A 12,570-nucleotide genomic window follows, 5' to 3' on the forward strand; every position below is an offset into this window, starting at 1 on the left:
CGATACAACGAAGCGTTGAATTAAAGAAAGAAATCCATACGGAAGTAGATCGGCGCTTCACGCTCGGTGAGCACATCCGGTCGCTCCAGGGAATGAGCCAGGGTCACACTGGCGCTGAGGTTGCGGCCCCGGGCAAACAACTCCAGCGAATTGCTGGAGACCCGGCCATGTACCTCGCGGTTGTAACGCCCGTGGCGAATCACGCCCTGGTCGTAGCCAAGGCTGGTGCCGTAATCGGTGAAGACCGGGCGCAGCCAGCCCCACGTCACCGGACGCGACCAGCGCAGGTCATTGCGCCAATAACCGCCGCTGTCGCCGGCAAGTTGCTGGTCCTTGTAGCCCCGTACCGAGGCTGTACCGCCCAGGCTTAAGCGTTGTGGACTAAACAGCACATCCTCACTGCGTTGACCGGTGGCCATACTGGTAAAGCTGAAGGGCTCACCCCACAGCTTGAAAGGCTGTAAATAGCTGATGGTCGCGGTGTATTTGCGGTAGCGGGCCTCTGGCATGCCCCGCTCGGGGCTGTGCTCCCCCTGGGCATCGAAGGCGCCGATACCGTTTTGCATACCGACATCGAGGTTGACGAAGGAACTCGCGATACGTCGACCGTGGTTGATGCCAACCTGGAATTCGCTAAGACGGTGGCTGCTGTTGCGCAGTCGTGAATCGCTTACGTAGTTATTGGAACGCATATGCGCCAGACCGGTGTTGAGGGAGGTTTTACTCATCGCGTCGCGATGGACCACCCGCTCGGCACGCAGTTGATGGTTTGCACTGTCCCCGGTTTGTTTGAAATCAAACGTATTGGCCTGGCCGACCGAGCGATAATCGCTTTGGCTGTAGGTATAAGCGAAGTTCCACCAGCCCCACGGCAGGTTGTAGTAGAAGCTCGCATTTTTCGAAGTTTTCCGGTGGTCACTGATTGCATCGTGGCCCCCACGCAGCACCAATTGATCGGCCAGACCCAGCGGGCTGTCCCACTCAAGCCCCGTGCCCCACTGCTGTTCACCGGTACTTTTCTGACCGTCGTTAGTACGCGACAAGCCGACACGCCAGGGCTTTTGCGGCGCGTTTTTGACCACTACCGCACTCCCCCCCACCTCACTGCCCGGTGCCAGTTCCATTTGTGCCTGGTTGGATGGCAAGCGGTTGAGCTGATCAATCGCCTGCTCGATTTCCCGCAAATCCAGCTGATTACCAGGCTGACCGGGAAAGCTCATGGCCAATTCGCGGCTGGATAGCTTGCTGTTGTCGTCGCCCTTGAAACTTTCAAGCTTGCCTTCAACCACCAGGACTTGCAGATGCCCTTGGGAAAGGTCCTGCTGCGGCAAGTAAGCACGACTGGTCACCAAACCCCTGTCGATATATCGGTTGGTGATGACCTTGAGTAGTTCATTGAGCTGAGACACGCCCAGACACTGGCCGATATAGGACTGGAACACCGATTCGCGCTCACTGGCGGACAGGCTGTCGGCGCCCTTGAGCTCGATTTCTTCTATGGGGAAACAGCGACTGTCGGCTGGCTGAGCTGGAGCCGTAAGAGAAATCTGTTTGCCGGGAAGCTCCTGAAGCTCCTCAAGCCGGCGCCGTTGCTCTTCGAGCAGACGTTCTTGACGATCGCGAATCAGATCCTGATCACCCGGCGTCGGGCCCGATTCAGCCACAGCGGAACTCACCCCGGCCAAACCAACCAGCAGAGACGAAAAGTAAAACCTTACAGCGAGGTGACATGCCGACATGCTTGCTCCATCCGTGGTTCGCAAACCTTGCTGTGTGAGCCAAAGCCTTTTGACAGGGGCAACTCGTAGAAAAATGCCTAGGAGCGCCCGTGGATGGCGTAAGTTTTAAGTTTCTCAGAGGGAAATGATTTAGGACGTTTCCTATACCAACGACGAAACCTCTCGCTAGGGAACTAGATTTTTCGAAGCAGGTAGATCTGGTAGTTGAGGGGATCCGCTTGCCCCCATGTGCAAAGCCAGATTATCAGAGCGCCCAAGAGCAATGCGTTGGCCTTATCGATGAGTGCCGATCCGTGGTTGATATCAACGGCCAACGGGGTGAGCAGATTAAAAATCCGCCGCTCTTTGAATATTTACTGCCGATCGCATGCCGATAAACCACTCACGGACAGCATGATTAAAATCAGTCGTCCAATCATCTGCCGGATAAAAAAGAGACTGCCCCGCCTGACCTCTGTACTTGGTGAATGCTAAAAATGGGGGGGGTCACCCGCCCCTCTGAACGAACGTTGGTCGCTGATCCTGAAATAAGCACTCAGACGCGCCGTCGCAATGTCCTCACGATGCATCGGCGAATATCTCGCTCAACCAGTCGACAAATACCCGAACCCGTGGCGACATGTGCCGGTTCTGCGGGTAAAGCACAGAAACCGGCATCGGTGGCGGTGGCGTTTCGGCGAGAATTTTCTGCACCAGGCCTTGGGATATCTGCGTTTTCATCCGGTAATGCGGGCACTGGATGATGCCGAGCCCGGCAATTGCCGACGCCGCATAAATTTCTGCACCAAACACCGACAACGCCCCCTCAATGACCACTTCCTTGACTTGGCCATCGACCATGAACTCAAACGGAAACTGCCTGGCGGTGGTGCGCGAGACGTAATTCACGGCGCGGTGATGGCCCAGGTCGTCGAGGCTTTTCGGTACACCGTATTGGCGCAGATACCCCGGACTTGCACAGGTGATCTGTTCAAGGTTGGCCACACGCTTGCCAATCAATGCCGAATCACCAAGGGTTCCGGCACGCAGGACACAGTCCACACCTTCGGTAATCAGGTCGACAAAGCGATCGGCCTCGCTGATGGACAACTCTATCTCCGGATACCGGGCCATAAACTGCGGCAACGCCGGGATAACGAAGTGTTTGGCCAAAGTGCCATGCAAATCTACGCGCAACTGGCCTTTGGGGGCCACGCCGCGAAATGCCAGCTCGGCCTCCTCCAGTTCCGCCAATAACTGCACGCAACGCTGGTAGTACGCCTCGCCATCAAGCGTAGGGCGCACTTTTCGCGTACTGCGTTCCAGCAGACGCGTACCAAGCCAGGCCTCGAATTGATTCAGGGTATGGGTCAGCGTCGCCCGCGGCAGGTTCAAGTCATCGGCAGCTTTCGTGAAGCTGCTGCGCTCATAAATCCGCACAAAGGCTTTCATCGCCTTGACTTGATCCACGCTGAACGCCCTCTTTTTGATTGTTGGTATTTATTGAACAGTTAAGCCAACTTTCATGCATTTAACACCAAGAGTAAACATGTGAAATTAGCCTCGTCCCCAGCACACACCCCCCACTGACACAAGGAATGACAGCCATGACGACTCACAATTTGAAAGTTGCCATTATCACTGGCGCCTCCCGCGGCATCGGCGCTGTTATTGCCAAACAACTGGCCACCGAAGGTTTCGCAGTCGCAATCAATTATGCCAACAGCGCCAACGAAGCCACGGCTCTGGTTGCCCAATTGCGTCAGGCCGGACACCAGGCCATCGCGATAAAGGCAGATGTTGCCAGTGCCGAAGATGTACGCCGCCTGTTTGATGAAACCGAAGCGCAACTGGGTAAAGTCGACGTGCTGGTCAACAACGCGGGCATCCTCAAAGTCATGCCGCTGGCGCAACACAGCGACGAGCTGTTCGATCAGAATTTCAATATCCACGCCCGCGGCACCTTCAACACGCTGCGTGAAGCCGCTACCCGCCTGAACAATGGCGGCCGGATCATCAACTTTTCCAGCAGTACCGTCGGCATGAACCTGCCGGGTTACGCCGTGTACATCGCCAGCAAAGCAGCGGTGGAATCCCTGACCCAAGTGTTCGCCAAGGAAATGCGCGGTCGCAACATCACCGTCAACGCCGTGGCACCTGGCCCGGTCGCCACCGATCTGTTCTTGCATGGCAAGAGCGAAGAGCAAATCCAGACCTTCGCCAAAATGCCTCCGCTGGAGCGCCTGGCTCAGCCAGAAGATATCTCTCGCGTGGTGTCCTTCCTCGTCGGCCCTGATTCGGCCTGGGTGAACGGACAAATCCTGCGCGTCAACGGCGGCCTCGTCTGAACCGTCCTGCTTGAGACTCAGGGCAGGTGAACATGCTGCGAGCAATCGCAGCGGATGTTCACATTGCTCAGCGCAGTGACGGCAGGTTTTATCTGCTGATTTTGGAGAGGTCTTTATCTTGAAATCCGTCATTCTGATTACCGGTGCCTCCAGCGGGTTTGGCGCGCTCACCGCACGCGCCCTGGCCGACGCTGGCCATACCGTCTACGCCAGCATGCGTGAAACCCTGGGCCGCAACGCAGCGCAAGTACTCGAAGCACAGCGCTACGCGGACGAACACCGGGTTGACTTGCGCAGCGTTGAACTGGACGTCGCCTCAACCGAGTCGGTCCAGGCGGGCGTCGCGAAAATCATCGGCGATTGCGGCCAACTGGACGTGATCATCCACAATGCCGGGCACATGTCCTTTGGCCCCGCCGAAGCCTTTACGCCCGAGCAGTTCGCCCAGCTCTACGACATCAACGTATTGAGCACTCAACGCGTTAACCGAGCGGCCTTGCCGCAACTGCGCAAACAGGGACGGGGGCTGGTGCTGTGGGTTTCCTCCAGCAGTGCGCGCGGTGGCACCCCGCCGTATTTGGCTCCGTACTTTGCGGCCAAGGCGGCCATGGACTCGCTGGCAGTGTCCTACGCCAGCGAACTGACGCGTTGGGGGGTGGAGACGTCAATCATCGTGCCGGGTGCGTTCACCAAGGGCACCAACCACTTCACCCATTCCGGTTCCCCTGCAGATCAGGTTCGAGCCGCCGAATACAACGAAGGCCCTTACTCCGGTGTGCCGGATCAGGCACTCAAAGGTCTGGCAGCCCTGGAACCGGCTGACGCGGATGTCGGTGAAGTGGCCAAAGCCATCGTCGAAATCGTCGGAATGCCATTAGGTACCCGTCCATTTCGGTGTCATATCGATCCATCCCAGGACGGTGCCCAGGTCGTCAATGCCATGGCCGACCGGGTACGCGCTGAAATGTTTCGCCGCATAGGCCTGGAAGACCTGCTCAAGGTCGCTGCTCGCTGAGTCTGCCCTCGCGGCCCGAGGGGTACTTCGGCGACTAAGTGGAATACACACACTCCAGGTTTTACGCAAAGGCCAAAGCCCCCCGGCGACCTCCCACAAGACCGCCAATCACATAGGGCATGACAATGATGAACATCAACTTGAGCCACGGTACGGCGACCCTGCGCAGGCGCTTTCGAAATGCGGGCCTGACCGTTTTGACCACTATGGGGTTTGCAGCGTGCGGCGATCATCGTACGCCCGATGCAATGCAGGAAATGACCATGAAACCTTCAATCACGTATCTACATTTGCTACGCCACACGCCGTTTTTCACGTCGTTGACGACCGAACAACTGCGGTGGGTCATCGACCACTCAAACGAATGGGAAACCGAAGCCGGAGCGGTCATCGCCAAGAAGGACCAGGGGGGAGCATCGGCACCGGACACCTGGATTCTGCTCGATGGTGGATGGCAGGTTCATTACAACGGCCATACCTTCGCAAGCGGGCATGGTGATGCGGGCAAATGGTTCAATATGGGCGAAACACAAGGTGCGGACTGTGCGCTGATCACGACCGGGCACAGCTACATCATGCGCATTACCGAGGCCGACATGAACACAATGCTGGAACAAGGTTTTACGTTCGGGCCTCATCTTGAAGCCGGGCGAAGGTACTACCAGTCGATATTCACTACGACGCAAGGGCTGAACTGCCCCTGTGAAGTTGGGGATTTTGCAGCTGGTTTGGATTGAGGCTATGACTGAGGACGATGCTGGCAATCGAAGCTGCGGGTTGGCCCCACTCTTGAATGACCTGGGCTTTGAAAGATCTGGAATACGAACGTCATTTTGGCTGCATTAAATACCCGCTTAAAAGGCTAAAACTGCTGCCCACTTAAATCAAAGTGCACACCATGTCACAGCTTTGGGAGCTGGGTAGATGACGTGGATAGACGCACACGTTAAATTGAGTGTTGACGTATATTTTTACACCTTATATTCAGACTGATATATAAATCCGAACCAGTCATTTGAGCGTAGATCTTTTGAAGACTCCCCCCTTTATTTCGCTTGAATCCCCTGATCAACCGGAAGTGATTGCCCTCATTGAGGAGCTTGATGCTTACCAAGCCCCGCTTTACCCCGCAGAAAGTCATCACGGCATAAACATCGAAGCTCTTTCTTCGAAAAATGTGCTGTTCGCTGTTGGGCGTTCCAGTAACGGAGAGGCCGTGGCATGTGGAGCCTTGGTGGTGCACCCGACGCTCGGCGAGCTGAAGCGGATGTTTACAAAACCAACATTCCGGGGACAAGGGCTGGCCAGTCGGCTTCTTACAACCCTAGAAAACGAAGCTCGAAAGGAGGGCTGCTTTCATTTAATGCTTGAAACCGGCTATCGACAACTGGAAGCAATTTCATTTTATGAGCGCAACGGATATCAGCGTCGAGGGCCATTCGGCGGGTATGAATATGATCCCAATAGTATATTTTTGGAAAAGCATCTCGAATCATAGCGTCCATATGCAGCTGTGCTGGCCGGACGGATATTGCTCTAAGCGCAGCATTGAATTACTGCGATGAAACCCTCAGCAATCATCGCCTGGGTTCGCGGAGGTGTCTTTACACACTTTGTGCCGAAAGCAGACTCTCAAGCTATTTTTATTAGCTTCAACATGCACCTGGCGGCCCATTGGCCCTGGCGAACCAAACCACGGACAGACCGAGCAGCGCCAGTATCAGCCGTGTTGGGGAAAAAGAGCTCGGCCCCGCCTGTTCCAGCAACAAGTCACCAGCAATGCCACCTCCGGCCACTGCCCGATTGAAGATGGCGACCAGCATCGACTGCGCTACATCGGCCCCGTCACCGGCGGTATCGGCAATGGCCGTCTGTAGTAACGAGGGAGCGCCACCAAACGTCAGCCCCAAGATGCAACGCTGAGGAGCACAAGAACCAAACTACAGATTTTACTTAAAGTATTAACTGTTACATATACATACGAGCCTACCTCTTTGAAATAGGTTATTCCCTATAGTGCCCCGCGCAATGCGGTGCTCTCGCACTACTGACCTATTTCATGGATTACACAAATGCAGTTCCGAAAGAATATAAATTCGCTGCGAGCGCTCGCGGTCATTTCCGTTGTGTTGTTTCACTTCAAAATCGGAGGGTTCGGCGGGGGCTTTGCTGGAGTCGACATCTTCTTTGTTATCTCCGGTTTTCTGATGACCGGAATCATCGTCAACGGCCTCCACAATCAAAACTTCTCACTCTTGGGCTTTTACGCCTCCAGGGCACGGCGAATCATTCCGGCCTTGCTGACTCTGTGTGCAGCGTTGCTGATCTTCGGGTTTGTCTATTTTTCCCTCGATGACTACCGCGAGTTGATCAGGGCCATCAAGAGCAGCTTGTTGTAATGCATGACAAAGATCTGGAGAGCAAATGCCAAGGATTCAACAACGAAAAGTTTCTGGCATTGAAAAACTCACACCAGGGTGTACCCGTCGTTCTGTTCAGTAGAGCAGCCATGTACACCGATACGAGCAGAGGCAACAGCTACCGCGTGTACTTCCCGGGTAAGGAGCACCTCACGGGGCAGTCATTTGCCGATACATACGCCGCTGAGTACACCAAGGTTGTGTGTGCCATCGCAGAAAATCGTCCGGTGTATATCGTCAAACCGATCCCGGAAATGCTGTTCAACATCTACAAAGGTTTGAACCTGCATAAACGCATTTTCCAGTACTCATCGGACATCACCGTTTCACTGCAGGACTATGAGAGACGTACTCGCGTAGCCAACCACGCCATTGAAGTCGCGGCAAAGCAGTGCAATGCCAAGGTTATTGACCCAACCCCATACCTTTGCCCAAACGGACAATGCATGGGCTCAAGGGACGGTGTGCCGCTGTACTACGACGACAACCACCTGGTGGATGCTGGTAACGAGCAATTGAAAGGGTTGTTCAATGGAATCATTGAACAGATTTAACGCCCCCAATTCCATGGTTGCCCTACTGGTGGACAGCAACTCGCCTGGACGTTTCCGAGCATGCTTTTTTGGACATGGTAGATGCCCCCCATAAAAGAAATAAAAGGCCAGCCAACGTGGGTTGATTACGGGCTCCCTGATTTGAGAACCCTTGAGCGTGAGCTGCGGTCAGCTGCGGTAGATGAGGTGGAGGCAGCCGATAGCCATGAAGCAGCCATAGATCTGGTCGCTCAATATTTGGGTTTTGTTAACCCGGCCATTTTGTCCCTCACCATTGAGACACCCATGGGGTTAGTAATCGTCGACCGAAAAAGCTTCTATCACATAGTAGAAAAGCGTGCCGATGCTCGCGAACGCTATGTGAAAATGGCCATGGACACGCTTACTGGGCCTTTTGAGGTTTGGAAGGTCGAATACGATGATGGCTCGTACCGCTTGGCTTTTATAGGAGCCTACGAAGCAAAGCGCCAGATGCTGGTCATTGTCGCTGTGCGAGACGGGCTTTTGTTCTGGAATTTCATGCAAACGGACGCCAAGTCACTGAACAAGCATCGACATGGCGATCTGCAGCACCAGCGCTATAAGCCTTTAATCACGGACAAAGAAAAAGGGCAGTCCTGAGAACTGCCCTTTAGGGAGTGTGCTTGATATTCATATACACACCCTCAAGCAGGGGTGTGGAGGTCTCACCCTACGCTGATGTGCCAGCCATCGACGGGGTTCCTACGCCAGTTATAGCCGCTGGAGGCAACTGGTTTCGCGCTCCAAAACATTATTTATGATCCATCAAAAAAGATCAACCGCCTGCTCAGCATTAAGACCGCTGGCCTATAAGCCAAGGTGATATTGCTCGGTTGATGACCTCCACGACCTTTAAAACAACGGCGTGCGAAAAACCTATTTCCTGTTCCTGCTGCGCTCCACAAGCCGGATTGACAGGATGCCCTCGTTCACACGCGAGGCCGCCCATGAAACTTCCACGTCCCACCCGCACCACATTGATCTTCAGCCTCTGCCTGATCGCCCTGGCCAGTGTATTGGCCTACGAGAATCACCAGTTGTCCCTTGTGAGCAATAACTTGGCATCCACCGCTGACAAGGACTCGCTAAACGCGCTGCTAACACGACTGGCCAAGGTTGATGAGCGACTGGATGCCGTTGACGGCAAGCACCTGGTTACCAACGACGACTTCCGCTCGGGGCAACAGGCGCTTTCCAATCGCATCGATGCCATTCAGGCGTATGCCAAGCAAGCGTCTAAAAACACCCAAGACCTCTCCATGCGCGTAACAGCTGCCGAGGAGCAGGTGATGGTGCTCAAGGCCAGTATCGAGATGATCGATATCCGGCTGCAGGAACTGTGCAATCCTCAAGCTTCAGAGCCACCAATGGTTGCCCCTCCCCCAAAACCGGTTATTCGCAAGAAACCTCCACCTGCGCCCCAACCTCCTCCGTTCACCGTAATCGGCATCGAATATCGAGGTGGCGAGCGCTTTCTGTCCGTGGCGCCACCCGGTAGTACGCAACTGAGCCAGATCAACCTGATCCGGCCCGGCGACGGGGTCACGGGAACTGGACTGCCCCAGCCGCCATGGATGAAGGTACGGAGCCCTCTCTGCTGCTCACCTTGATGATCAGTCAGGTCGGTGGCATGAAGATCCACAATTGGGGTTAGGAAATGCGGAACCAGGATCGTAGCAATCGCACTGAAGGCAACAAACCCCGGAGAGATCCGAGCAGGCTTGTAAGCTCAAGGTAGCAATCATCTGAAACGCTTTGCAGATCAAAAAGAATGTTCCTGCAACAGCAAAATCCACCTTCCGACAGACATTGCTTAAATCGCTAAAAACAGCCAATAACTCGACCGCTCCATATTGACATCACCTGAAGTCGAAATTAGTGTTCGATTCAGACGGCTGCATGTCTACGAAGAAATCTGTGCAGTGCACACATTCAGACCCGCGCCCCACCAAATCCCGGACACAAAAAAGCCGGTTAATCCTGAGGACTAGACCGGCTGTTTTGGTGTAGCTATATGGTGGGTCGTGTGGGATTCGAACCTACGACCAATTGGTTAAAAGCCAACTGCTCTACCAACTGAGCTAACGACCCGCTTCGTTGTGGGGCGTATAATACTGATTTCTAACGAGAATTCAATACCCGCTCAGAAATAAATCGGAAATAATTCAAAAATAACGGGTTGGGTCGCTAATTCCGGCAGCTGCAAAGCCTTCTGCACGCAAACGGCAACTGTCGCATTTGCCACAGGCACGCCCTTGATTGTCAGCCTGGTAGCAGGAAACAGTCAGCGAATAGTCCACGCCCAGCTTTATACCTGCCTGTACGATTTGTGCCTTGCTCAGGTTTTGCAGAGGCGCCTTGATACTGAAGCCCTGCCCCTCTACCCCGGCCTTGGTCGCCAGGTTAGCCATGACTTCAAAGGCCTCGATAAACTCTGGACGGCAGTCCGGGTAACCCGAGTAGTCCACCGCATTGACACCGATAAAAATATCTCGCGCCTGCAGCACTTCTGCCCAACCCAGCGCCAAGGACAGGAACACGGTATTGCGTGCCGGAACATAAGTAACCGGAATGCCTTCACTCGGGGCCTCAGGCACGTCTATGGAGCTGTCGGTCAATGCCGAGCCACCCATGCCGTCCAGGTTCAGGCCGATAACTTTATGCTCAACAGCCCCCAGATCCCGTGCAACACGTGCAGCAGCGTCCAGTTCAGCACGATGGCGCTGACCGTAGTCAAAGCTCATGGTGTAGCAGCTGTAGCCCTCGGCACGAGCCATGGCCACGACGGTTGCCGAGTCGAGGCCGCCAGACAGCAGGATCACGGCCCGTTTTTCAGTGACAACAGTTTGTTCAGTCATTTCAGCGCCCCGGCTCGTCATTCCACAGATATTTGTGCAGCTGCATTTGCAAACGTACTGGCAGGTTATCCGCCACGATCCAGTCGGCCAGGTCACGGGCTGACAGGTCATGGTGGCTCGGCGAAAACAGTACTTCGCCTGCACGTCGCTCCAGCCCGTATTCAATCAACTTGGACACTGCCCAGTCATAGTCTTCCCGCGAGCAGATCACAAACTTGACCTGGTCGTTGGGCGTCAACAGGGCGATGTTTTCGTAGAGGTTGCGGTGGGACTCCTTGGAGCCCGGCGTTTTCAAATCCAGCACGCGACTGACGCGCGGATCTACCGCCGAGATATCCAGCGCACCACTGGTCTCGATCGAGACTTCATAGCCCGCATCGCAGAGCTGCTTAAGTAGAGGAATGGCATTGGGCTGGGCCAGCGGCTCGCCGCCTGTCACGCACACATAACGCGGGCGAAAGCCGGCAACCTGCTCAAGGATGTCGTCCAGAGGGCGCACAGTCCCGCCACTGAAGGCATAAGCGCTGTCACAGTAACCGCAGCGCAAAGGGCAGCCAGTCAGGCGCACAAAAACGGTGGGCAGGCCAGCCGTCCGCGTTTCACCCTGCAACGAGTAAAAAACTTCGGTAATTCTCAATGTGTCTTGCATATTCGCCACGGGCGTAACAGCTAAACAGGCTGTCCGCCTCCGTCAGGCACTCCAAAAAATCTGCTCGCGCAGGATCCAGAAGAGCGTATTTCATAAAAGGGCGTGGATTCTAACGAAAAAACCCGCGACAGGCGCGGGTTTCTCGATTAAAGCCGGTTATTGCTTACATACGCTGCAAGTCGCGTTGCGCCAACTGTGCAGCGGAAGTGCCTGGATACTGGGCTACAACCTGCTGCAGAATGCCTTTTACCTTGTCGGTATGGCCCAGGCGGCGCTCTACATCAGCAAGCTTGTAGAGCGAGTCCGGCACTTTGGCATGCTTGGGGTACAACTGGCTGACCTTGGCAAAGGCCTGGCCTGCCGCTTGCAAATCACCTTTGGCCAGGTTTACTTCTCCCAACCAGTACTGGGCGTTACCCGCGTACTGACTGTTGGGGTATTTGCGCAAAAAGGCAGTAAATGCCTGGCTGGCCTTGTCGAAGTCCTTGGCTTTGATCAGGTCGAAAGCAGCATCGTAATAGAGCTTCTCTTTCGCCGGATCGCCAGGCTCGGCACTGGCAGCGGCCTGGGAAGCAGGCGCTGCTGTATTACCGGCGGCATTAGCGCCACCAGCAGAAGAATTATCAGGGGCGGCAGCAGGAGCAATGCCAGCACCAATACGCCGATCAAGTTCCTGGTATCGCTCCAGGCTTTCTTGTTTCATGCGCGAAATGTCGTTCTGCAGAACTTCAATCACACCCTGTTGGCGTGCAATCTGTTCCTGCATTTGTTGCAGCTGGTTGAACAGCTCGCCCTGTGCCGAGACAGGGGTCGAAACCCCTCCCCCGGCATAGGCGCCGCTCGCACCATAACCCGGTGACGGATAACTCCCCCCGCTATTGTTATAGCCAGAGTTGTCATCGACCACAGGAACCGCAGCCCATGCCGATAGCGGCAGGAGGCTGAGAGTCAGAATAGTTACAGCACGGCGGCACGTTCGCATGACGA

General features: G+C 55.0%; 14 protein-coding genes and 1 tRNA gene. 8 read left to right on the plus strand and 7 right to left on the minus strand.

All coding sequences use genetic code 11. From position 1 onward, the window contains the following. Nucleotides 1-20 precede the first annotated feature (20 nt). Entirely contained in the window at nt 21-1,739 is a 1,719-nt protein-coding gene (locus V6L81_RS19870) for a ShlB/FhaC/HecB family hemolysin secretion/activation protein (RefSeq protein WP_338660286.1), read from the minus strand. Between the two features lie 558 nt (nt 1,740-2,297). Then, entirely contained in the window at nt 2,298-3,188 is an 891-nt protein-coding gene (locus V6L81_RS19875) for a LysR family transcriptional regulator (protein ID WP_095001759.1), read from the minus strand. A gap of 137 nt (nt 3,189-3,325) precedes the next feature. On the opposite strand from V6L81_RS19875, the gene V6L81_RS19880 reads away from it, so the two are divergent. The 4 genes from V6L81_RS19880 (at nt 3,326) to V6L81_RS19895 (ending at nt 6,579) form a co-directional block, all read left to right on the plus strand. Beyond that, entirely contained in the window at nt 3,326-4,066 is a 741-nt protein-coding gene (locus V6L81_RS19880; protein WP_095001760.1) for an SDR family oxidoreductase, read from the plus strand. 118 nt (nt 4,067-4,184) lie between these two features. Further along, complete coding sequence (locus V6L81_RS19885) at nt 4,185-5,081, plus strand: SDR family oxidoreductase (RefSeq protein ID WP_153384143.1); 897 nt, start codon at nt 4,185-4,187, stop codon at nt 5,079-5,081. Between the two features lie 125 nt (nt 5,082-5,206). Then, nucleotides 5,207-5,818 (plus strand): hypothetical protein, encoded by a 612-nt coding sequence (locus V6L81_RS19890; RefSeq protein WP_232527640.1) that lies wholly within the window; start codon nt 5,207-5,209, stop codon nt 5,816-5,818. Nucleotides 5,819-6,096: 278 nt separating this feature from the next. Continuing rightward, a complete protein-coding gene (locus V6L81_RS19895; protein ID WP_338660287.1) occupies nt 6,097-6,579 on the plus strand; it encodes a GNAT family N-acetyltransferase in 483 nt (160 codons plus the stop codon). Between the two features lie 154 nt (nt 6,580-6,733). On the opposite strand, the gene V6L81_RS19900 is transcribed toward V6L81_RS19895, so the two are convergent. Continuing rightward, nucleotides 6,734-6,991: a hypothetical protein gene (locus tag V6L81_RS19900; protein WP_271350592.1), complete on the minus strand. Its 258-nt coding sequence runs from the start codon at nt 6,989-6,991 to the stop codon at nt 6,734-6,736. A gap of 162 nt (nt 6,992-7,153) precedes the next feature. Between V6L81_RS19900 and V6L81_RS19905 the strand changes: the two genes are divergently transcribed. The 4 genes from V6L81_RS19905 to V6L81_RS19920 all read left to right on the plus strand — a co-directional run bounded on the left by V6L81_RS19905 (nt 7,154) and on the right by V6L81_RS19920 (nt 9,686). Further along, nucleotides 7,154-7,480 carry an acyltransferase gene (locus V6L81_RS19905; protein ID WP_218722831.1) on the plus strand — a complete coding sequence of 109 codons (327 nt, stop codon included), beginning with the start codon at nt 7,154-7,156 and terminating at the stop codon, nt 7,478-7,480. Beyond that, nucleotides 7,480-8,055 carry an SGNH hydrolase domain-containing protein gene (locus V6L81_RS19910; protein ID WP_256937963.1) on the plus strand — a complete coding sequence of 192 codons (576 nt, stop codon included), beginning with the start codon at nt 7,480-7,482 and terminating at the stop codon, nt 8,053-8,055. The genes V6L81_RS19905 and V6L81_RS19910 overlap by 1 nt, the downstream gene beginning before the upstream one ends. Before the next feature lie 81 nt (nt 8,056-8,136). Beyond that, nucleotides 8,137-8,676: a PBECR2 nuclease fold domain-containing protein gene (locus tag V6L81_RS19915; protein ID WP_218722829.1), complete on the plus strand. Its 540-nt coding sequence runs from the start codon at nt 8,137-8,139 to the stop codon at nt 8,674-8,676. Between the two features lie 347 nt (nt 8,677-9,023). Then, nucleotides 9,024-9,686, plus strand: a complete 663-nt coding sequence (locus tag V6L81_RS19920) for a methyl-accepting chemotaxis protein (RefSeq protein WP_218722828.1) — start codon at nt 9,024-9,026, stop codon at nt 9,684-9,686. A 405-nt stretch (nt 9,687-10,091) separates the two neighbouring features. Here the strand turns inward: V6L81_RS19920 and V6L81_RS19925 are convergent. The 4 genes from V6L81_RS19925 to ybgF all read right to left on the minus strand — a co-directional run bounded on the left by V6L81_RS19925 (nt 10,092) and on the right by ybgF (nt 12,565). Continuing rightward, nucleotides 10,092-10,167, minus strand: a tRNA-Lys gene (locus tag V6L81_RS19925). Nucleotides 10,168-10,241: 74 nt separating this feature from the next. Next, complete coding sequence (gene queC, locus V6L81_RS19930) at nt 10,242-10,934, minus strand: 7-cyano-7-deazaguanine synthase QueC (protein WP_095001772.1); 693 nt, start codon at nt 10,932-10,934, stop codon at nt 10,242-10,244. Nucleotide 10,935: 1 nt separating this feature from the next. Then, on the minus strand, nt 10,936-11,583 hold the full coding sequence (gene queE / locus V6L81_RS19935; protein ID WP_095001773.1) for a 7-carboxy-7-deazaguanine synthase QueE: 648 nt from the start codon (nt 11,581-11,583) through the stop codon (nt 10,936-10,938). A 163-nt stretch (nt 11,584-11,746) separates the two neighbouring features. Beyond that, nucleotides 11,747-12,565, minus strand: coding sequence for a tol-pal system protein YbgF (gene ybgF, locus V6L81_RS19940; RefSeq protein ID WP_095001774.1), 819 nt, complete (start codon nt 12,563-12,565; stop codon nt 11,747-11,749). Nucleotides 12,566-12,570: the final 5 nt, after the last annotated feature.

The sequence above is a fragment of the Pseudomonas bubulae genome (assembly GCF_037023725.1).
Lineage (GTDB): Bacteria > Pseudomonadota > Gammaproteobacteria > Pseudomonadales > Pseudomonadaceae > Aquipseudomonas > Aquipseudomonas bubulae.